The sequence below is a fragment of the Streptomyces capitiformicae genome (assembly GCF_002214185.1).
GTDB classification, from domain to species: Bacteria; Actinomycetota; Actinomycetes; order Streptomycetales; family Streptomycetaceae; genus Streptomyces; species Streptomyces capitiformicae.
This window is the reverse complement of the sequence record NZ_CP022161.1, coordinates 3,895,069-3,915,054: the sequence shown is the minus strand read 5'-3', so window position 1 is coordinate 3,915,054 and position 19,986 is coordinate 3,895,069. Positions and strand designations below refer to the sequence as shown.

The window sequence follows — 19,986 nt, the reverse complement described above, 5'->3', positions numbered from 1 at the left end:
CATGGACACCATCGACACCACCCGGGCGCCCGGCACCGAAGCCGCGGCCACCGTTGCCCGACTGCGTACCGTCTTCGCATCCGGCCGCACCCGGTCCGTGGCCTGGCGCCGCGCCCAACTGTGGTCCCTGCGAACCCTGTTGACGGAACACGCACAGGAGCTGGGGGAGGCTCTGAGAGCCGATCTCGGGAAGAGCCCGACGGAGGCGTTCACCACCGAGATCGGGTTCACCGTCAACGAGATCGAACACACGCTCGCCCGCCTGCATGGATGGCTGCGCCCGCGTCGGACCGGTGTGCCGCTCGCGCTCGCACCCGCCCGCGCCCGGGTGATCCGGGAACCCCTGGGCACCGTCCTGATCATCAGCCCGTGGAACTACCCGGTGCAGTTGGCGCTGGCCCCCCTGGTCGGAGCACTGGCCGCGGGCAACTGCGCCGTCGTCAAACCCAGCGAACTCGCCCCCGCCACCTCCGCTGCCCTCGCCCGGCTGCTGCCGCTCCACCTCGACCCGCAGGCGGTGGCCGTTGTCGAGGGCGGCGTCCCCGAGACCACGGCCCTGCTGGAACAGCGCTTCGACCACATCTTCTACACCGGCAACGGCACCGTCGGCCGGATCGTGATGGCCGCCGCCGCCCGCCACCTCACCCCGCTCACCCTGGAGCTGGGCGGCAAGAGCCCCGTCGTGGTGGAACCCGGCACCGACCTGGCCACGGCCGCCCGCCGTATCGTCTGGGGCAAGTTCATGAACACCGGCCAGACCTGCGTGGCACCGGACTACGTCCTCGCCGTGGGCGAGACGGCCACCGCACTCGAACCGCACCTGGCCTCAGCGGTCCGCGAGATGTACGGCGACGACCCGGCCACCAGCCCCCACTACGGCCGCATCGTCAGCACCCGCCACTTCGACCGGCTCGTCAGCTTCCTCAAGGACGGACGCACCGTCGTCGGCGGAGACCACGACCGCGACAGCCGCTACATCGCCCCCACCGTCCTCGCCGAGGTCGACCCCGGCGCGCCGGTGATGAACGAGGAGATCTTCGGGCCCGTCCTGCCCCTCATCGCCGTCCCCGACCTGGACACGGCCATCTCCTTCATCACCGAACGGGACAAACCCCTGGCCCTCTACGCCTTCACCGCCTCCGCCGACAGCAAGCGACGCCTGACCGCGCAGACCTCCTCCGGCGCCCTGGCCTTCGGCGTCCCCAACGCCCATCTCACCGTCCCCGGCCTGCCCTTCGGCGGCGTCGGCGAAAGCGGCTTCGGCCGCTACCACGGCGAGCACTCCATCGACACCTTCAGCCACACCAAGGCCGTCCTCGACAAGCCCCTCTTCGCCGACCCGCTCCGGATCGCCTACCCGCCCTTCACCACCTGGAAGGACCGGCTGCTGCGCCTCCTGCTGTGAACGACGCATGCTCCGCTGCTGGCTGCGGAGTGGTTACGGGCGCTGTGCCATGGTACTGAGGGCACGGCCAGGCCGTGACGAGGGCGAGCAAGCGGTAATCCACCGCGTGGGCGGCGAGGGGCGGGGGGCGGCTGACGCACGTGCTTCGCAGTGCCCTCCGCCACGAGCGCGGCCACCTCCGTTTCCCGGCGTCCAGGGGACACGGGCAACTGCGGCACTCCGCCGGGCGTCGGCCGACGCCACCAGGGCCAATTCGACCGCACAGGCCGGACTGTCGTACTGACTTCCTTCCGTGACGGCATTCTCGAACGCCGTCGGGCCGAGGGCCGCCATGTTTTCCTTCTCGAAGCGGGCCTGGAACCGGGACATGCCTGCGATCCAGGCAGGGAGGCCATGACCAGCGGCTCTACCCGGTACGGACCGCCGGTGACCCACGTCAGCGCTACCCGGCAGTAGTACGGCCGCGACTGACGGTTGGCCAAACAATTCCTCAAACTTTGAACATGTCCGGCGTGGGAGCCGTATGCAAGAACACCGTGATTCCCTCCCCGTGGTGGGCTCCCCCGTGCTGGGCTTCCGTCCAGGAGGTTGCGATCCAGCCCGATCCGGCCCCCGAGGAGACGACGGACAAGCCAAAACGGCTCTACACGCCGCGATAACTGGGGAAGCGATTCCCCCACCGGCTGAAACTGGTGGCCCCTTCGCCAGGAGACTGATGGCGTCAATGGAAGGACGCACAGAGGTATGGACATGCAACATTCCTCACATATCGGCACTAACCGCCCTCCGGCCCCGTCGCCTTGCCACGACCGCCTGCCTCACCCTTTGGGCCGCGAACTGACCGTCGGCCTCGCGTGTGCCGAAGACGACTGGCCGTACTCGGAGTGGCCCGCCAAGAACGGTCTGGTCCGGACCCGGTTTGTGCTCCCGCCGTATGACCAGCTGCACTCCGGCCACCGGGACGGCCCGGACGCCGTGGTGTTGCGCTGCGACGATCCTGTGGACGCCTTGATGCCACTGCTCGACGCCATGCGGGGCAGGACCATCCCGGTGATCGTGAGCAGCCCGGTATGGCAAGCCGACCGGCTCGCTGAGGCACTCCGCCACGGAGTGAGTGGATACCTGGTCGACGGCGACCACTGCTCATGCATGCTCAACTCGGCGGTCCTGAACTGCGTGGCCGGCAACACCTATCTCTCCCCCATGGCCTGCACGGCTCTCAGAAAGGGAGCGTTCCCCGTGGCGGCCGTGGGGAGCGGGGACCCGGGACCCGCGGAGGCGCTGAGGGTCGGCCTCTCCCCCAGGGAACGGCAAATCATCGAGCTGCTGTCCTCTGGCTACGGAGCGCCCGAGATCGCCAAACGGCTGCATCTGGCCGAGAAGACCGTGCGCAACAACCTCAGCAACATCTACGCCAAGCTGGACGTCCGGAGCGGGACGGAGGCGGTTCTGCTGTGGCTGGGCGCCAGTCGAAACCCTGCGGGGGCCACGGTAGCCGAGAGACAGGACCCGCGGTTCGGGCAGGCAACGCTTCCTGCTGCGCACTCCAACACGGGCTGACAATTCCCGTTCACATAAAGTGGCCCCCCGGCAAAGCCCGGAGGGCCCCTGCTTCGCGTCGGGCATCGAGATTTCGACGCTGGCGGCGTTACTGAAACCTCACTGTCGATTCCCGGGATATTTGACCCTGGCGGTAATCGGCGCAGCAGAGGAAATGTGAAATCCGTAACGTCCTGCTGTGGCCTGGCACCCCCGGTCAGTAGTTGACGACCAGGACATCGACTCTGAGCCCCTGGCCGAGAAAACCACGCTGTGGCCGACCGCATAGTCTCCGGAGGCGATCTTCTAATGGCCGGTCCATCCGATCCGGTTATCGAGACCAAGGCCCTGACAAAGGTGTACAAGAGTAAGACCGGTTCACACGTTGCGGTGGACGGGGTGAATCTGCGGGTCGACAAAGGAGAGTTCTTCGGACTGCTCGGCAGCAATGGAGCCGGCAAGTCCACGCTCATCGGCCTGCTGACCACGGTGATCAAACCCACCCGTGGCCGCATGCGGGTGGCCGGCGCCAGTGTCAAGCACCGCCCAGTGGCGGTCAAACGGGCCATCAGCGTGGTCCCACAGCGCAATTCCCTCGATCCGCAGCTCACGCTGGCGGAAAACCTCGAGTTCCACGGGCGGATGTTCGGGCTGGGAGCTCGCCAAGCGCGGCGGCGTGCCACACGCCTGCTCCAGGAGTGTGGCATCGAGGATGTCGCGTCGAGAACGATCAGGAGGGTGTCGGGCGGCCAGGGCCGGCGTGCCCTGATCGCCCGGGCACTGATGCACCAACCACAGGTGCTCTTCCTCGATGAGCCGACAGCCGGCGTCGATATCAAAGCCAGGCGGCTGGTGTGGAATCTGCTGCGCGGGGTCCACGCCGCCGGGACCACCATCGTGCTCACCACCCACTACCTGGAAGAGGCACAGGAACTGTGCGGTCGCATCGCCATACTGAACCGAGGGAAGATCACGGCCATCGGTTCGCCTGACAAGCTGCGCTCCGAGGCGGGGTTGCAGACGGTGGTGACCATCCAGCTCAGCGGGGACGCCGAGGCTGTCGCTGCAGCGGCCGACCAGATGCCCGAGGTGACCAAGGTCGAGCATCACGGTGACACCTTGCGGCTCTACACCCACAAGCCGGATGGCCTCATCAGAGAGGTCGTCTTCCTCGCCGAGTCCGCAGGACTTCACGTCACATCGGCTACCACCGCTGCTCCGAGCCTGGACCGGGTGTTCCTCACCCTGACCAGCAAGACCCAGCCGGGTCCGAGTGTGCCGGTATAACGGCCGGACCAAACCCGCCCCGCCGACCACCCAGGCCGACCGTAATATTCTCCGGCACCGAGTGCCCGGGCGTCGACGCCTGCGTGTATCACCTCGTCGGCTATATCGGCCGGCTCCACTACGAATTCGCGCTGGAGAACGGCCTGCTAATCGCGTCGGAATCCTCGACGCCGGTCTCCCTCACGGCCGCCTTCTCCCTTGGTTTCCGACGCATTCTCCGCGACCGAGGTTTCGCTGAGAGTTCTTTACGGTGACTCGGGATATTTGACCCTGGCCGGGACCGGCTCGGTAGCGCACACTCGATTTCAGACAGTTGATCAGCCAGTCTGGTCCAGTCCAGTTTCACTCGTTCCCGAGTGTCGATCAAGACGTATCGAGCGAGGGGTCAATCGAACTCCTTTTGATGCCCCCTCACTAAGGAGGTTGACGCATGCAAGCGTGGACCACGGTCCTCGAAAAGGCCAAGGAATTCGAGGGTACCCAGGTGGGGTCCGAAACGGAGTCGACGATATCGGCGGTGGAGCGGCTGAATGCGGTATGTGCGCTCGTCGGGGCGTTGGAGCAGTTGAGCCGCATCTCGGACTACCGGGACGACGGTACCGTCTCATGGCAGGTGATGCGGGAGCGGTTCCCCGATCAGGACCACTGGAAAGTGCGGGTCATGGACCGGGTGTTCAGCTATCCGGGAGTGGCGGGCATGACCATCGTGCGGGGCCTGGCCGCGGCACGGCTGCTGCTGGGCCGGCCGGGGCCGACGGAGCGGAAGCTGCTCGACGGTGTGCTGGTGGCCGCCGCCAGTGTGGGCAACGCGCGTACGCACTACGGCGGTGACGGTTCCGATCACATCTCCTACGTGGGTCTGGTCACCACGTTTTTGGCCCGGCTGTTCCCGGACGACGCGCGTGCGCAGCGGGTGTGCCTGAAGTTCCTGTCGTTCCAGGCGTGTCTGTCGTATCCGGTCTCGGGTGCGGTGAAGGTGGCCTCGCCGACGTGGCGCAGCGGCCGGGCGATCACCGGGATCTTTCGTACAAGCACCTACGGCGACAAGTGGCTGTACGAGCTGACGAAGAAGCATCCGGCGATTCCGGTGTTGCTGGCGTGGATGGTGATCCTGGGGGAGTTGGCGTTCCCTTTGGTGCTGGTCGCGCCGAAGCCGGTCGCCCGTGCGATGCTGACCGCGTCGACGATGTTCCACCTGGCCAACGGCCGGTTCATGGGATTGAACCGGTTCGTGTGGGGATTCGCCTCCAGCTACCCGGCGGTGGCGCACATGTCCCGCGGGCTGGGCCCGGCCGCGCCGGCTCGTCTCGAGTCGGGGGTGCGGTGATGCGGGCCACGTGGAACGCGCTGTCGGGATGGTCCCGGCGGTGGGGTACCGCGGAAACGGTCGAGAATCTGGTGATCGGTGGCACCCTGACCGCGGTCACCGCCGCGATCGCCATCCGCGAGGTGCGGGGCCCCAATTCCCGAGTACCGGGGCGGATGGCCGGGGGCGGCGGGGTCCATGTGATCACCCGTCCCGGTGGCGGCCCGACGGTGCTCTTCGAGAACGGCCTGGGCTACCCGGCCACGATATGGTCGTGGGTCCAGCGGGGATTGCCGGCCCAGACCGCCTCGATCGCCTACGACCGGCCCGGTATCGGGTGGAGCCCTGCGCAACGCCGGTCGACCGCTCTGGCGTATCCCGAGAGCCTGCGTGCGACGGCGCGGTCGGTGGCCGCCTACGGGCCGTTCATCCTGGTGGGTCACTCGGTGGGCGGGCTGCTCACCCGGATCTTCGCCCGCCACTTCCCGGAGCTGGTCGGCGGGATGGTGTTCGTCGATTCGGCCCACCCCGCGCAGTATGTGCGCTCGCCCGGGCAGGCCGCTGCCCTGGAGCGGCTCCGCAACGACCTCGACCAGATGATCGTGCGCGGTCGGCTAGGGATGCCTCCGTCGTGGAACAGCACCATGCCGCTGTACCAGCTGCCCCCGGACGTGGGTCAGATCACGAGCAAGGTGACGTTCCAGCCCCGCAACCTGCGGGCCGCCCGACGCGAACTCGACCTCGGTGAGCGGGAGTGGAGCGCCCACGCCGACGAACTGACCGCACTGGAGCGGCCGGTCGCGGTGATCAGCGCGCAGCAGTCCCTCGCCAAGGACCCCGTCATGGACGAGCTCCACCAGGAACTGGCCGACCTGTCCCCGGTGAACCGGCGGGTGGTCGTGCCCGGCGCCGACCATCTGACCGTGCTGACCCACCAGCCGTTCGCGGCGCACGTCACCGACGCCATCACCTGGATCATCAACGAACTGTCTCCGGCCATGGCCAAGCCGGCGGCGCAGCAGGGAGGATAGAAGTGACCACCGACCCCCTCTCCCAGCGGATTCCGCAGCTGCCGTCCCGGGCCAAGCGCACCGCGTCGTGGACCGCGCTGTACTCCGCCTTCGCCGTGTGGGGAACGCTGACCGTGCTGCGCAACCTGGACGTGTCCCCTGGGCTGCTGAACAAGTTCACCCGATACGGCCTGGCGGTACCCAACTACCGGTTCTTCGGCCCCAACCCGGGCACACACGACTTGAACCTACTGATCCGCCACCGGAACCGTGACGGCTCTCTCACCGAATGGCAGGAAGTGGTCGTCGGCGAGGAACGGAACCTGCTCCACGCCGTCTGGGCCCCGTTCCGCCGCCCCGAGAAAGTCATCAACGACGCGGTCCGCGACGTGTACCGGACCGGTAGCACCGTCCTGAGCAATGACTTCCTGCCACAGACGACAGGCTACAAACTCCTGCTGAACGTGGCACGGAACCAGGTACCCCACGACAGCACCGCCACCGACGTCCAGTTCGCGGTATGTCAGCTCGCCGTCTACGAGCCACTACTGACCCCGCAGATCACCTACGTCTCCGCGTTCCACGACCTGGCCACCGCGGACATGACTGCTGAACACGTCCCGCAGCCGACAGCGGCCACGGCTGAGCCATCGTGACCGCACCCGGCCAGAACGATCGCTCCGGCCGTCATGCCGAGCTGCTCTACGACAACGACTGCGGATTCTGTACCCGCAGCGTGCAATGGCTGCGCGACCACAACGCCCTCAGCCACACCCGCACCGTCGCCTGGCAAAGCCTCGACCCACGTCGCCTCCCCGTTGCCCGACAACGACTCGAACGCGAGATCATCCTCGTCAGCGACGGCGACATCCACGGCGGCGCCACCGCCCTCGCGCACGCGGTGAGCAGCGGCTCACTCCCCTGGCGACTGACCGGCCACGCGCTGCGCCTGCCCGTCATACGCACCCTCGCCGCATACGTCTACCGGAACGTGGCCGTCAACCGGCACCGCATGCCCGGCGCCACCGCCGCCTGCGAAATCCCCACCCGAGCCGCGCCATCACCGAAGTCGCGAACCTGACGGCCCGACCGGCCCAGCCGCACGCCCGCGCCAGACAGATGAGCAGGCGGCCCATCGTCCGCCCCCGCAGTCCCCTGCCCGGCGACGTCGTGCGCGACACGTACGTCAAGCCTGGCCCCAAAGCCACCGGCGGAACGATCCGACGGAAACGAGAAGGGAAGCAAAGATGTTTCAACTGAAGAAAACCAGGGCGGCCGATTACGCCGACCTGTCCCCGGTCAACCGCACCGGGTTCATCTCAGCGGCCGACCCCATCAACTGCGTGGTCGAGGCGGGTGCCGTCGTCGCTGAAGGGGCGGTTGAGGCGGGGGAAGCGGCGGCGGAGGCCGAGGGCGAGGCGTTCGTCGAGGCCGAGGCCGAACAGTTCGCGCAGGCGGAGTTCGGGCAGGCCGCACAGGAAGTCGCCGAGGCGGAGGCCGCAAACGCACCCGCGGCCGCCGAGGGCGGCGTGAACGCGGCTGGCGCGCAGGTCGCCGAGGCGGAAGCCGCCAACGCACAGCAGCAGGCAGTAGCCGCGGCACAGGCCGATGGCCAGCAAGTAGTCGACGGAACCCCCGCAGGTCAAATAGTCAACGGCGCCCAGGCAGAGGCACAAGCCGCGGCAGAGGCCGATGGCGTGCAAGTAGTCGACGGAACCCCCGCAGGCCAACTGGCAGCAGCCCAGCAGGCGAACCAACTGGCCGCGGCCGGGGTGGGAGTCGGAGCCATCGGCGCCGCAGCCGGCACGGCAGCCGCCGGCAACGCTGTGGCGCAGAACGTCAACAACGGCTAGTCGCCTCCGTGCAGGGCTGCCCCTCACGGTGATCTCGGGAAGCCCTGAACACCCCCGAGGGTACGGGTTCCGCACCGCCGACGCGTCATCCCACTCGTCATGCTTGCCCTTGAGACGACCGCCCCCGAGGGCAAGCATGACACCAACTCGCTCCAGTCTGACTGACACATCGCGGACATGACGAATTCTTCGGCCTGCTGGGCAGCGACGGAGCCGGTAAGTCGACCTCGATCGGCACGCTGACCGCCGTGCACTGACCAGACGCAGTCCACCGGCCACCGCAAGCCGGTGGCCACGACCGAAGACGGAAAACCATGGCATTCACAGCGACCCGAGCCAAAGATGTCAAACTGACCATCTGGCGGCCATTTCTCGTACTCGTGTTCCGCGAGATCCGCCGGCTCCGCAAGGAAGCGGCAGGGTTCGTCATGAAGATCGCCATCATCACGCTGTCCACCGTCTTCGTCTTCGACTTCGTCCTGCCGCAACTCGGTGGCCAGAGCCTCGGCGTCACCCAGGGGTACGCCACGGTCCTGGCGCCGGGAATGGTCGCCGTCGCCACCTGCAACCAAGCGTTCACCGCCGCTCTCACCGCTGTCAGCCTCGACTTCGGGCCGCTGCGCCGCATCGACCAGGCCCTCATGGCCCCGCTCCCCGTACCGCTCATCGCCCTGACCAGGATCGTAGACGGCACCCTGCGCGGAGTTCTCGCGGCATGCGTCGCCCTGCCGATCGTCGCTTTCGTGCACGCCCCCGGCGCACCACCAGCGCTCGACCTGACCCGATGGCCCTTTCTGCTGGGCACCGTGGTCGGAGCCTCCATCCTGTTCGCCGCGTTGGGGATCGTAGTCGGCACCGCCGTCAACCCCGGCAAGGTGTCCAACGTCCTGCCCTTCGGCCTGCCCGTCATGATCATGCTCGGATGTGTCTACTACCCCTGGGCGGCGCTCGGCCCCCTCCCCTGGCTGCAGTACGTCGTACTGGCCAACCCGGTCGTCTACATCACCGAGGCCACTCGCTTCGCCATCGCTCCCCAGCTGGGGCACCTTCCCGAATCAGTCCTCCTCTGGACGATCGGCGTCGGCCTGATCCTCACCACCGCCGTCGGACTGACCCGTTTCACCATTAAAGCTCGCCCATGAACGGCGTTCGGGTGTGGCCGGGAAAGTCCTTCAGCAGCGGCGGTATCCAAAGAGCCGGGCCTGCCCGGCCCCTCCCCCCATCTTGGACGAAGCCTCACACAGCGCCGACGATGAGGCTGATCAGCGTCCCAGCAGCCGCATCACCGGAGCGAACTCCGCCGCCATCCCCGCCGGCACCGTGACCAGAGAGAATCCCCACCGCTCCCGGCGGGCCAGCAACTTCTGTGCGACCTGCTCAGCGGTGCCGACCAGATACGGCACAAGGCGCGGCACCGTCTGCGGCGAGCAGCCCCAGCGCCGGGCGAGCGCATCGGTCACCGCTGCCGGGTTCTGGGTCACGAAACACCCCCACAGCAGATGATTGAGGCGTGGCGGTACGTCCCGTCCGGCCGCCCCAGCACGCACCCAGGCCAGTTGTGCCTCGACGCTGGCGTCAAGCATCCCGGTGTATTCCGTAGGTCCGTCCGGTCCCATCGGCGGGAGCAGGCTCACGATGTCCGCCTCCTGCCCGGCCAGCTCCAGCATCCGGCGACGGGCTCCCCCAAGGAGCAAAGGAGGGGGTGACGTGCCGTCCGCGGCGGCTGCCGCGGCCAGGACTTCCCGCACCTTCGGCAACGCCGCCCGCAGCCGGTCGAACCGCGACACACCGGCTTCCAGTTCCACGCCGGACTGCACGTAGTCGTCACGCATCCAGCCTGCTCCCAGGCCCACCACAGCCCGGCCCCCAGAGAGGGTGTGCACCGTCGCCATCTCCGAGGCCAACAGGGCCGGACTGCGTAGATCGCTGTTCAGGACATAGGTGCCCAGCCGGATCCGACTGCTCACCCCAGCAGCCATGGCCAATGCGGGGACCGCAGCCAACCGAAGCCGTAGATGATCGGTCACCAACAGGGCGTCGTAGCCGAATTCCTCGCTTCTGCGGATCACCGTCAACCATTCTGCGGCACCGTAGTCCGGCTCCGCCACGACGGCGAATTCGAACGGTAAAGAATCTGCCACGTCACCCTCCCCGCTCGCCATGGCCACCATTTCCGGACCCGGGCAGCATGCTACTTGCTGATCGCCTCCGACTGCCGGGCGGTAACCAGCACGTCGGAGCGGACTACTCCGGGACGTTTGACCCTGTGATTTCGCCAGCCGGTCGACTAGCGTCTTCCGGTACTTGGGCAACCTGCATGCGAAGAGGGCAGAGGATGGTCACCACATGAGCTTGACTTTCGTCGTCAGCACGGGACGCTGCGGCTCAACTCTACTGTCGCGACTTCTGCATACGAACCCCGATATCCTGAGCATCAGTGAATTATTCGGCCTCGTGCCCATCAAAGACCGGCTGGCCGGGCACCTGGACGGGGGCGATTTCTGGCGACAGATCGCTGATCCCGTACCCTTCATTGACGCCATGGTGCGCGACGGCCTCACCCTTCCGGAATTTCTCTACCCCTACACCACCGGACGGTTCACTCCGGAAACCGGGGTGCCCTTCATCAGCCACATGACCCTGCCGACGCTGACCGATGACCCGGACGGCGTCTTCGACTGGCTGGCGGCGATCGTGCCAGACTGGCCGACCCGGCCAGTCCCCGACCACTACCGCCACCTGTTCTCCCTGCTTTCCGACAGGTTCGGCGGTACGGCGACCGTGGAGCGCACCGGCGGTTCCATCCGGGCGGTGGCGGACCTGCGCAGCGCGTTTCCGGAGGCACGCTTCATCTATCTCAGCCGGGACGGGATGGACTCCGCCCTGTCGATGAGCAAGCACGCCGGTTGCCGGATACCCGTACTCGTCGAGAGGGAGGGCTCCTGGACCCGAGCAGTACACAATGCGGCGGATCGAGCCACTGGACAAAGCGGACGATTCCCGGCAATCGACGCAGAACGGATCATGGAATGTGAAATTCCGCTGGCCTCGTTCGGTGACTTCTGGTCGACCATGACCCTGAAAGGCGCCGCGGAGCTGGCCCGGATACCCCTCGACCGCTGGACCACCGTTCGCTACGAACAGCTCCTGCTCGACCCCGTCGCCAGCCTCTGCCGGCTTGCACGGTTCCTCGGCGTCACCTCCTCGCCCGAGTGGCTCTCTTGGGCAGCGAAGCAGGTCAGACCGGAAAGAATCGGAACATCCATTGATCTCGCCTCGGCGGACGTGGCCGAGCTGCGCGCCGCATGCTCCCCGGGCTACGCCGCTGACGAAGCCCTCCACGCCCAGCATCCGCCTACGGCTGCAGGCATCGAACACGGTCGGTCAAAGCGGTGACGACGCCACCGGGACGAGAGGCCCGCCGTGACACCGCTTCAGGTTGCGGCATCATCCCGGCATGGGCGAGAGTCCGTCCTGCCGGGGCTGAGCAGACCGAGGCAACCAGCTCACCCGGGGGAAGTCGTGTCCGGTTCGGTTCCGCCGGCCGGAGGCGGTAGCGTGCCCAGGTGGGCCTCGACACGGGAGCGCAGGAGTTGGCACTCCGCCCAGTGGCGGGGCAGCGGTCCAGCAGGACGTCAAACCACACAGGCGGCGCTGACCACCTGACCGCGCTGGAACTGCTCGCGGGTCAGATCGATATGCACGACCTTGATGTCCTGCCAGAAATGCTCACCGTCTGGCGACCTGCGCCCGCAGGACCGCACTCCACCCCCTGGACACCGGATCCACGGCCGGCGTCGTACCTCCAGGAGGCGCACATCAGGGAAGCACGCATCACCGGCCCCGGCCCGCGCCCGCCTCCTGGCTGGCGACCGTCTTCGAACTGCCCGGGGAACTGAACGCCGGGGCGCTGGAGCGGGCACTGCTCGGCTGGATCGACCGGCACGAATCGCTGCGCAGCCGACTGCTCCCCCACGGCGGGCCTGGTGCCGGGCCCAGGGGCGGTCGGTGAGCCGGGCGACGCTGCGGGCGGGGACGGTTGCCATGCTGTAGCGAGGCCGTCGGCGATGTCACCGGTCAGATCCGGGCCACGGACACGTAGGGGACCGGGCACAGGTCGGCGGCTGCGAGTGGCTCCTCGACGAGCAGGGGGCGCAGGCATTCCAGGCCGCCTGCGTCAGCAAGGGCGGGAACTTCTTCTCCGGGGCGCTCGCGTGCCTGGCGATCGTGGCGCACGAGAACACGGGGCAGCAGCAGTTCCGTGCGATCGCACCCTTCCACACCCGGACCGATCCACAGTGGGCCCAGTCGGTCGGCTGGTACGTCGGACTGGCGCCGGTGGGATTCGCGGTGCGCGGCACCGACGCCTTTCGTGAAGTGATGGCGGGAGCCGGCCTGGCGTTGAAACGCGCGAGACCCCTGGCGACCGTGCCACTTCCCCGCATCACCGAATTGCTCGGGATGCCACTCGAACCACGGTTCATGGTCTCGTACATGGATATACGCAGAACTCCGGGCGCGGAACAGTGGGGCGAATGGCGGGCGTTCGCGCTGCGCAGCCGCCGCATACACCCCCACGAAGTGTTCCTCTGGATCATGCGCTCACACCGCGGCGTCTACCTGAGTTTCCGATATCCGGATACCGAGGGCATCAGAACCGCCGTTCCACGCTATATCGAACAGACCAGATGGCTCATGGAACAGATTGCCAATGAAGGCAGTGAAGACTGCCGAGGAAAGGAATCCGAAACATGCTGATGACACCGATCCTCGAATACGCTCCGGAACCCGGTGAACTGGTCGAATTCCGGGTACCCGCCGCGGTACTGGCGGTCACCGCAACGGCGCCCGAGCACCCGGCCCCGCCGTCCTACGTACAGGAGAACCACATCTGGCGGCGGCTGGCCAACCAGATGGCGGGCAAACGGCACTCGGGGTGGCTGGGCATCGTGTTCGACGTGCCCGGCAGACTCGACACCGGGGCGATGGCAACGGCGCTGGAGAAATGGGCCACACTGCTGACCTGGTTCGACGTGGAAACGGTCGCAACAGGGGCGGACACCCTTCCACGCCTGCGGCGCCATGCGCTCAACCCGGAAACGGAAACGTTGTGACCCCTGTTGGACGCAGCCGTGACCCCTTGGCGACCAGTTTCTCGGCTTCGGCGATGGACCGATGGCCGGGCACGAGCACGCTCCTTCGGGCCGTCTGAGAAGCCATGAGACATTGACGGCACGCAACCCGCTCATGGCCCAATGCGCATGAAAGCCATGGCGACAGCCGACCACCGGCCGAGCGGCGCTCGCGGCGCCGCTCTTCGTGATGCGGCGCAAGCTGTTACGGGCCCTCAGCTGCATCGTGGGAAATGATCTTGACGAGCGCGGGATGGCGACGGCTAGAAGTCTGATGAAGATCTTGGTGAGGGCCCGATCATCGCCCAGGACGTCGAGCCCGTCACCCACCGGGACACGCCCGAGCAACTGGCCGCAACGGGCGGGACATCGAGCGGCGCGTGCTGGCCAGGGCTGTCCGCCATCATCTGGAGAGCCGAGTGCTCCTCAACGGACGTACGACCGTGGTTTTCCCGGACTGACGGTTCCGTTGCGGGCGCCGCCTGGAGCAGCGCCCGTAACAGTCCGTCCTGGCCTCCGAGCGACGGCAGCGCGGTGCAGCCGTGCTCCTGGCAGAGGCGGTGGAAGATTTCCTCCGCAGGCCGCTGCTCATGGCCGCGGCGACGAGCAGCGTTGAGCGACTACGGCCTCCGGCTCGAGTGAGGCGCCCCCAGGGCTTCCGCAACAGTCAATCGGACTCGACACCGGATCGCGTCTGCCGGCCGATCTCACTGGTGCCACCGGCCTGACCAGCGTCTTCACCACCGCTCTGCGCAGGCTGCGCCCGCGCGGCACCGGCCACGAGCCGGGCCGGGTCGCGGTCGATCTCGCCGTGATGCTCGCCGACGGCGGCGAGACCATCACTGAGCCGAAGGGCACGCGCGCAAAAGCTGGACTTCGACACGCTGGTGTCTGATCTGCAGGCACAGGCGTTGCGTCTTTCTCAGACGGACTCAGTACACCTTCGCCCCATGGTGATCACCATTCCGCGACCGCACAGACAAGGAGCTCGCTGAGTCCGCGTTGTGCCTTTGCTACCCGCGCAGCTTGACAGAACTGCCATCAAGATCGATTCCCGTGTCGGAACCGGTCAGGCGCCTTGCGCAGCGCGCGGCGGCCGCGGCTCTGGCCGCACCAAGAACCTCATACGAGCACCGGCGTGGATTCCGGAGCGTCGGTGTCGACCAGCACCACGTCATTCTTCGCGTCATAGGAGACGCCGACGCTGTAGTCGACCGTGTTGTCAGCGATCCAGCCTTTCGCCGTGACCTCCTGCTCGAGCTGCTGCTCCTCGTCCTTGGTGAACTGGCTGATATAGCCCAGGACGTTCATACCGGCCGGGAACTTCGACTCGAGCTGGTCCCCGTCGGCGGGGGGTGTGTCCGCGGGCAGCGCGAGCATCGTCAGGGAGCCGTCGTCGGCTGTGTAGACCCCGAGGGGGTGGTACTGCTGGGCGACATCGTCGAGGGTCTGGTACTGCTCCTGGCTCGTCGCCGACGTGGACGTGGCCGACTCATCGTCCGCATATGCGGCGACGGGTGATGCCAGGGACACCGTGGCAGTCGCGGCCGCCGCGACCAGCGCCGCGGCGAGGCGCCTTCTTCTCGTTGTGGTTCTCACTTTTTCTCTTTCTCGCAGAGGGAACCGACGGCCGGATCGGCAGGGTCGGCTCACGAAGGAGATGAATTTTGCGAACGGCGTGCGGGCCACCGCGTTCGACCCATTGGGCCCGGTAACCGAAGGTGACCGGGGCCGCCCGGCGGGTCGGACCGCTTCAGAAGAACGAGAGCGCTCTCACCGAAGGAGGAGACAAGCGCTTCCACCAGCGTCGCTCATCCGCGTGTGGCCTGAGGGCGTGAGGCTCTCGGTGCCCGGGACGGTCTGAGCGGCACCGGCTCGCAGGTTGCGCTTTTTGCGAGCCCGCCCTGCGTGCTGTGCTTCATGCCGCAAAGCATCGGTGCGCACCCGCTGGCGGACATGGGTAGTTCTACGGGGGGTGGTACCTAACTTCTACGGGGTGGGTACCTGGTTCGCCGCCCACCAGGTCGCGACCTGAGTACGGCGGCTGCAGCCGAGCTTGGTCATGATGCTGTCCATGTGCCCGTCGACCGTACGCGGCGACAGCACCAACTGGGCGGCGATCTGCCGGTTGGTCATGCCCTCGGCGACCAGCGCGGCGACCTGCCGCTCCCGGCGGCTGAGCGGGCACGGCGCGGTGGCGGCCGGGGCGGTCCGCCCGCTGTCGGCCCCGGTGCTCGTGTCCAGGGCGAGGGCGATGGCCCGGGCCGGGCTGTCGTGCCGGGCGCCTTCCGCGAGGGCCTTCTCGTATCCGGCCGGGCCCAGAGCGGAGATAGCCACCTCCTCGCAGCGGGCTCGGTGCCGGGCGTATGTGGAGTCGGGGCGGGCTTCGATGTCCCGGATCCCGCTGTGCCGGGTCAGGGCGTGCGCGGCGCCCAGCAGCTGTGCCGCCCGTTCGTGGTCGCCTTGGGACGCGGTGATCCAGGTGAACACCTCCAGGGCTATCGCGGTCCCGGTGTAGTCGTTGAAGCCCCGCAGGATCTCCAGCGCCGCCCGTGTCAGCGCTGTGCCCTCCTGCCTGTCGCCATGTGCCCAGAGCACGTAGCCCAGCGCCCACTTCGCGTAGGACCCCCACAGACGTTCCTCGGATGCTTCCGCCAGCCGCACCGCGCGCCTGCTGGCCTCCTCCGCAGCGTGCGCGTTCCCGAGACGGACCTGGGCCATCGCCACCTGGAGGAGCCAGAACAGTCCCTGCGGTCCTTCGCCCGCCGCCTCGTGAGCGGCCCGCGCCCCCTCGTACAGGGGCACGGCTTCCGCCGTCCGCCCCTGGAACAACACAGACATGCCACGGTAGTCCTGGATGTAGGGCAGGTCCGATGGGTCGTCCAGCCGTTTGCTCAGCTCGTCGGCCTCGTCCAGCCAGCGGTCGGCCGTCGCGAGATCTCCCTGGAGGATCGCTACCCAGGCGGCGGCCCACAGTGCCCGGGCCCGGGCCGGGGTGGGTTCGGGTGCCGCCGCGAGGAGACGGTCGAACTGACGCCGGTCTCCCCGCCACTCGGGTTGGGAGGTGGCCTGCCCTTCGAGACCGCAGAATTCACTCTGCCCGAGGGCTCCCGGCTGGTCCTGTACACCGACGGGCTGATCGAGGACCGGCACCGGGACATCGACGTCGGCCTCGAGAAGTTGCGCGACGCCCTGGCACACCCTGGCCGGAACCCGGAGGAGACCTGCCAGGCCGTCCTCAGCGCCCTGCTGCCGGCACGGCCGAGTGACGACATCGCCCTGCTCGTCGCCCAGTCCCGCCTGCTGGATCCCTCCCAGGTCGCCGAGTGGGACGTGCCCAGCGACCCCGCCCTCGTCGCCGGAATCCGTGCCGATGTCACCTACCGGTTGGAGGAGTGGGGGATGGAGGAGCTGACCTTCTCCACCGAGCTAGTGATCAGCGAATTGGTCACCAACGCCATCCGCTACGGCACCGATCCGATCGGGCTGCGCCTACTGCGCGACCGTAGTGTCCTGATCTGCGAGGTCGCCGACGGCAGCAGCACGTCACCGCATCTGCGCCGGGCGGCCGCCACCGACGAAGGGGGGCGGGGGCTGTTCCTGGTCGCCCAGTTCACGCAGCGGTGGGGCACCCGGTACATGCCGCGCGGCAAAGTGATCTGGACCGAACAATCCCTCCACAGCCCGGCGCCAGAACCTGACCTCGACATGGCCGATGCCCTGCTGGAGCAATGGGGGGACGCGGACTGATGAGCGGCCACGGAGCGGCCTCGCCACATGGGGCGGACAAGCGGCGGCGAGACTGCCATCGCCCGATTCAGCGAGGCGTTACACCACTGATACCTCTTGAACCACGCTGAGCTGCCAAGCCATCCGACTCAAACCTCGGACCTCGGACCACAGGATGGTTGTGCAGAAGGACCAACTCCGCTCAACGCCTTCGAGGTGCTCGGTGACCGTCTTGCCCCCCACACATCGCTATTTGGCGGCCGCCTGGGGCGCGGAAGAGGCGCTGGCCACCAGGGGGAGGTGGTGGGCCTCGTGGTCAGGGTGGGCTGGACAGGGAAATAGCGATGACGGCCCTGCTCACCCCTGTGGCGTGGTACGCCGTTCTCCTCGCGGGCGGTTGACGATGCTGGACAAGGTGAGGGCGGTGACTGTGTCGCGTACGCCGGGCATCTTGGCGATGTCCTCCCAGATGCTCCGTACGCGTTCCAGCGAGGCCGCTTCGAGGCGCACCATGATGTCGAAGTCGCCGCTGAGGATCTCGCAGATGACAACCTCGGGAATGCGTTTGAGTGCGGCCAGGACGTCGCCGCCGCGCATGCGGTCCTGGCGATAGACGAGTACGAGCGCCGAGACGACCGTGCCGGTGTCGTGGCCCGCGCGGACGATGGTGTAGCCGGCGATGTGGCCCTGGCGCTCCAGTCGTTCGACGCGCTGGCGCACCGCGTTGCGGGACAGCAGCACCTTGCCGGCCAGATCGGAGTGCGAGATGCGGGCGTTGCGGGTCAGCTCGGCGATGATCTTCTCGTCGATGGCGTCCACAGCGGACCGTCTCCTTCGTCAAGTCGGTGGAGATGGCAGCCCCCACGGCACGCGGATCGCGGGTGGCATGTGTTCCTGCGGAACTTGGTGCAGTCCCGGCGAGGACGAACCGCTCCCCACCGGGCTGCCCCGGCTGTCTGACGCCCCAAACGCCTGCCCCACGGCTGCTGGATGCCCCTTGCCGTCGGTAACCAGGAGCTCAGAGGCAGGCACCGACGGCAGGAACTGCTTCACGCCGCCGTTCCTGTCGGGGATCCGGTCGGACGACCGGGCTGGCGGCATCAAGGCCGCCGGAGACTGGCGGCCTCCCTTGGCCGTGCCGCTGGTGGACGACCGTCACCCCGGTCACCGTGTTGCCCTGCTCGACGCGGAAGCGGGCTCCGCTGGTGGCGGCTTGCTCAGCTGTGAAAACCGGGCATGGACAGGTACTTGAGCTGCTGGTACTCATGGAGGCCCTCGGGTCCGCCCTCGCGGCCCAGGCCGGACTGCTTGATCCCGCCGAAGGGTGCCGCGACCTCGGAGACCAGGCCGCGGTTGATGCCGACCATCCCGGCCTCCAGCCGGGCGGCGACCCGCCGGGCGCGGTCGATGTGGGAGGTCATCACATACGACGCGAGGCCGTGCTCGGTGTCGTTGGCCACCGCTATGGCCTCGGCCTCGGTGGAGAAGCGGTGGATGGCGGCGACGGGACCGAAGACCTCCTCGTGCATGATCGCGGCGTCGGCGGGGACATGGTCCAGCACGGTCGGTGCCGCGTAATGGCCCGGCCCGTCAGGAATGTCCGCCTCCGCGACGACGACGGCACCACGGGCCACGGCGTCCTCGACGAGATGACGGACCTTGTCCACGGCCCGGTGATCGGCCAGCGGGCCTAGCCCGGTGTCCTCCCGGTCCGGGGCACCCACCCGGATCGCGGCGATCCGTTCGCCGAGCGCCGCGGCGAACGCGTCGGCGATTCCCTCCTGGACGAGGAACCGGTTGGCCCCGACGCAGGACTGGCCGCCCAGCCGCATCTTCGCGATCATCGCTTCGCGGACCGCGAGGTCGAGGTCGGCGTCGTCGAAGACCAGGAACGGCGCGTTGCCGCCCAGCTCCATCGAGGTGCGCAGCACCCGCGCACCACTCTGCTGGAGCAGCAGCCTGCCGACCGGTGTGGACCCGGTGAACGACAGCTTGCGCAGCCGGGGGTCGGCCAGCAGCGCCGTGGTGACCGCTGCCGCGTCGCTGCTGGTGATCACGGTCAGGACACCGGGGGGCGCGCCGGCCTCACGCGCCAGCTCGCCCAGCGCCAGGGAGGACAGCGGGGTGAGAGCGGCCGGTTTGAGCACGGCGGTGCAGCCGGCGGCGAGGGCTGCGGCGGCCTTGCGAGCGGCCATGGCCAGGGGCACGTTCCACGGGGTGATGAGCAGGCAGGGTCCGACCGGTTCGGCGACGGTGACGATGTGACTCCTCCCGTCCGGGGAGGGGGTGCTGCGCCCCTGCGGACGGACCGCCTCCTCCGCGTACCAGCGGAAATAGGCTGCGGCGTAGTCGACCTCGCCCCGGGCTTCGGTGATCGTCTTGCCGATCTCCAGGGTGATGATCCGGGCCAGACGCTCACGGTGTTCGAGCAGGGAGTCGGTGAGCCGGTGCAGGACGGTCGCACGGTCCCGTGCGCTGGTGCGGGCCCACTGGTCGGCAGCCGCGGCCGCCGCGTCCAGTGCGCTCACCGCGTCCTGCGGGCCGCAGTCGGCGACGGCGGCGATGACTTCCTCGGTCGCGGGGTTGCGTACCTCGAAGGCGCGGCCACCGGTGGCGGGTCGCCAGTCGTGCGCGAGGAAGCCACGGGGGACGGATTCCAGGACGTCCGCCTCCCATGAGGGAGCGGTGAGCGTGTCAGTCATGCGCGTGGCTCTTTCGCTGATCG

18 protein-coding genes and 3 pseudogenes are annotated in these 19,986 nt (G+C 68.0%); 14 read left to right on the top strand and 7 right to left on the bottom strand.

The features are described 5' to 3' along the window. Position 1: 1 nt before the first annotated feature. From CES90_RS17430 to CES90_RS17390, 9 genes are all read left to right on the top strand, one after another. A complete protein-coding gene (locus CES90_RS17430) occupies positions 2-1,405 on the top strand; it encodes an aldehyde dehydrogenase family protein (RefSeq protein WP_189784367.1) in 1,404 nt (467 codons plus the stop codon). Positions 1,406-2,230: 825 nt separating this feature from the next. Beyond that, positions 2,231-2,965, top strand: a complete 735-nt coding sequence (locus tag CES90_RS17425) for a response regulator transcription factor (protein ID WP_063799256.1) — start codon at positions 2,231-2,233, stop codon at positions 2,963-2,965. A gap of 252 nt (positions 2,966-3,217) precedes the next feature. Next, positions 3,218-4,231, top strand: a complete 1,014-nt coding sequence (locus CES90_RS17420; RefSeq protein ID WP_229913979.1) for an ABC transporter ATP-binding protein — start codon at positions 3,218-3,220, stop codon at positions 4,229-4,231. A gap of 430 nt (positions 4,232-4,661) precedes the next feature. After that, positions 4,662-5,558, top strand: a complete 897-nt coding sequence (locus CES90_RS17415; RefSeq protein ID WP_055540567.1) for a hypothetical protein — start codon at positions 4,662-4,664, stop codon at positions 5,556-5,558. Continuing rightward, positions 5,558-6,568, top strand: coding sequence for an alpha/beta fold hydrolase (locus CES90_RS17410; RefSeq protein ID WP_189784368.1), 1,011 nt, complete (start codon positions 5,558-5,560; stop codon positions 6,566-6,568). The genes CES90_RS17415 and CES90_RS17410 overlap by 1 nt, the downstream gene beginning before the upstream one ends. A gap of 2 nt (positions 6,569-6,570) precedes the next feature. After that, positions 6,571-7,203: a hypothetical protein gene (locus CES90_RS17405; RefSeq protein ID WP_189784369.1), complete on the top strand. Its 633-nt coding sequence runs from the start codon at positions 6,571-6,573 to the stop codon at positions 7,201-7,203. Continuing rightward, on the top strand, positions 7,200-7,628 hold the full coding sequence (locus CES90_RS17400) for a thiol-disulfide oxidoreductase DCC family protein (RefSeq protein ID WP_055540570.1): 429 nt from the start codon (positions 7,200-7,202) through the stop codon (positions 7,626-7,628). The genes CES90_RS17405 and CES90_RS17400 overlap by 4 nt, the downstream gene beginning before the upstream one ends. A 166-nt stretch (positions 7,629-7,794) precedes the next feature. Continuing rightward, positions 7,795-8,400 (top strand): hypothetical protein, encoded by a 606-nt coding sequence (locus tag CES90_RS17395; protein WP_157873213.1) that lies wholly within the window; start codon positions 7,795-7,797, stop codon positions 8,398-8,400. A gap of 314 nt (positions 8,401-8,714) precedes the next feature. Beyond that, positions 8,715-9,542 (top strand): ABC-2 transporter permease, encoded by an 828-nt coding sequence (locus CES90_RS17390; protein WP_079055024.1) that lies wholly within the window; start codon positions 8,715-8,717, stop codon positions 9,540-9,542. A 120-nt stretch (positions 9,543-9,662) separates the two neighbouring features. Here CES90_RS17390 and CES90_RS17385 read toward each other — a convergent pair whose 3' ends face one another. Beyond that, on the bottom strand, positions 9,663-10,541 hold the full coding sequence (locus tag CES90_RS17385) for an LLM class flavin-dependent oxidoreductase (protein ID WP_157873214.1): 879 nt from the start codon (positions 10,539-10,541) through the stop codon (positions 9,663-9,665). Positions 10,542-10,746: 205 nt separating this feature from the next. Here CES90_RS17385 and CES90_RS17380 point away from each other — a divergent pair, with 205 nt between their 5' ends. After that, a complete protein-coding gene (locus tag CES90_RS17380) occupies positions 10,747-11,796 on the top strand; it encodes a sulfotransferase (protein WP_189784370.1) in 1,050 nt (349 codons plus the stop codon). Positions 11,797-12,477: 681 nt separating this feature from the next. Here the strand turns inward: CES90_RS17380 and CES90_RS49620 are convergent. Further along, on the bottom strand, positions 12,478-12,636 hold the full coding sequence (locus CES90_RS49620; protein WP_229913980.1) for a hypothetical protein: 159 nt from the start codon (positions 12,634-12,636) through the stop codon (positions 12,478-12,480). Between CES90_RS49620 and CES90_RS17375 the strand changes: the two are divergent. The 3 genes and pseudogenes from CES90_RS17375 to purU form a co-directional block, all read left to right on the top strand. Further along, positions 12,595-13,158: pseudogene (locus CES90_RS17375) on the top strand (hypothetical protein); the annotation flags it as partial. The gene CES90_RS49620 and the pseudogene CES90_RS17375 overlap by 42 nt on opposite strands. After that, on the top strand, positions 13,152-13,514 hold the full coding sequence (locus tag CES90_RS17370; protein ID WP_055540575.1) for a hypothetical protein: 363 nt from the start codon (positions 13,152-13,154) through the stop codon (positions 13,512-13,514). The pseudogene CES90_RS17375 and the gene CES90_RS17370, both read left to right, overlap by 7 nt. 297 nt (positions 13,515-13,811) lie before the next feature. Next, positions 13,812-13,993, top strand: a pseudogene (gene purU / locus CES90_RS49615) (formyltetrahydrofolate deformylase); the annotation flags it as partial. A gap of 206 nt (positions 13,994-14,199) precedes the next feature. Here the strand turns inward: purU and CES90_RS51975 are convergent. From CES90_RS51975 to CES90_RS51250, 3 genes are all read right to left on the bottom strand, one after another. Beyond that, positions 14,200-14,415 (bottom strand): hypothetical protein, encoded by a 216-nt coding sequence (locus CES90_RS51975; protein ID WP_157873215.1) that lies wholly within the window; start codon positions 14,413-14,415, stop codon positions 14,200-14,202. A gap of 239 nt (positions 14,416-14,654) precedes the next feature. Beyond that, the gene (locus CES90_RS17360; protein WP_157873216.1) at positions 14,655-15,131 is read right to left on the bottom strand and encodes a hypothetical protein; all 477 of its coding nucleotides are present in this window, start codon (positions 15,129-15,131) and stop codon (positions 14,655-14,657) included. Positions 15,132-15,521: 390 nt separating this feature from the next. Then, positions 15,522-16,253, bottom strand: coding sequence for a helix-turn-helix transcriptional regulator (locus CES90_RS51250; protein ID WP_268257030.1), 732 nt, complete (start codon positions 16,251-16,253; stop codon positions 15,522-15,524). A 315-nt stretch (positions 16,254-16,568) separates the two neighbouring features. On the opposite strand from CES90_RS51250, the pseudogene CES90_RS17350 reads away from it, so the two are divergent. Further along, positions 16,569-17,282: pseudogene (locus CES90_RS17350) on the top strand (SpoIIE family protein phosphatase); the annotation flags it as partial. 336 nt (positions 17,283-17,618) lie between these two features. Here CES90_RS17350 and CES90_RS17345 read toward each other — a convergent pair. Both CES90_RS17345 and CES90_RS17340 read right to left on the bottom strand, forming a co-directional pair. Beyond that, the gene (locus CES90_RS17345; protein WP_055540578.1) at positions 17,619-18,080 is read right to left on the bottom strand and encodes an Lrp/AsnC family transcriptional regulator; all 462 of its coding nucleotides are present in this window, start codon (positions 18,078-18,080) and stop codon (positions 17,619-17,621) included. Positions 18,081-18,478: 398 nt separating this feature from the next. Further along, entirely contained in the window at positions 18,479-19,963 is a 1,485-nt protein-coding gene (locus CES90_RS17340; protein ID WP_189784372.1) for an NAD-dependent succinate-semialdehyde dehydrogenase, read from the bottom strand. Positions 19,964-19,986: the final 23 nt, after the last annotated feature.

Coding starts and splice junctions, on each gene's coding strand:
- CES90_RS17430 (WP_189784367.1), top strand. CDS start 2: ATGGACACCATCGACACCACCCGGGCGCCCGGCACCGAAGCCGCGGCC.
- CES90_RS17415 (WP_055540567.1), top strand. CDS start 4,662: ATGCAAGCGTGGACCACGGTCCTCGAAAAGGCCAAGGAATTCGAGGGT.
- CES90_RS17410 (WP_189784368.1), top strand. CDS start 5,558: ATGCGGGCCACGTGGAACGCGCTGTCGGGATGGTCCCGGCGGTGGGGT.
- CES90_RS17395 (WP_157873213.1), top strand. CDS start 7,795: ATGTTTCAACTGAAGAAAACCAGGGCGGCCGATTACGCCGACCTGTCC.
- CES90_RS17390 (WP_079055024.1), top strand. CDS start 8,715: ATGGCATTCACAGCGACCCGAGCCAAAGATGTCAAACTGACCATCTGG.
- CES90_RS17380 (WP_189784370.1), top strand. CDS start 10,747: ATGAGCTTGACTTTCGTCGTCAGCACGGGACGCTGCGGCTCAACTCTA.
- CES90_RS17370 (WP_055540575.1), top strand. CDS start 13,152: ATGCTGATGACACCGATCCTCGAATACGCTCCGGAACCCGGTGAACTG.
- CES90_RS51250 (WP_268257030.1), bottom strand. CDS start 16,253: ATGGCCCAGGTCCGTCTCGGGAACGCGCACGCTGCGGAGGAGGCCAGC.
- CES90_RS17340 (WP_189784372.1), bottom strand. CDS start 19,963: ATGACTGACACGCTCACCGCTCCCTCATGGGAGGCGGACGTCCTGGAA.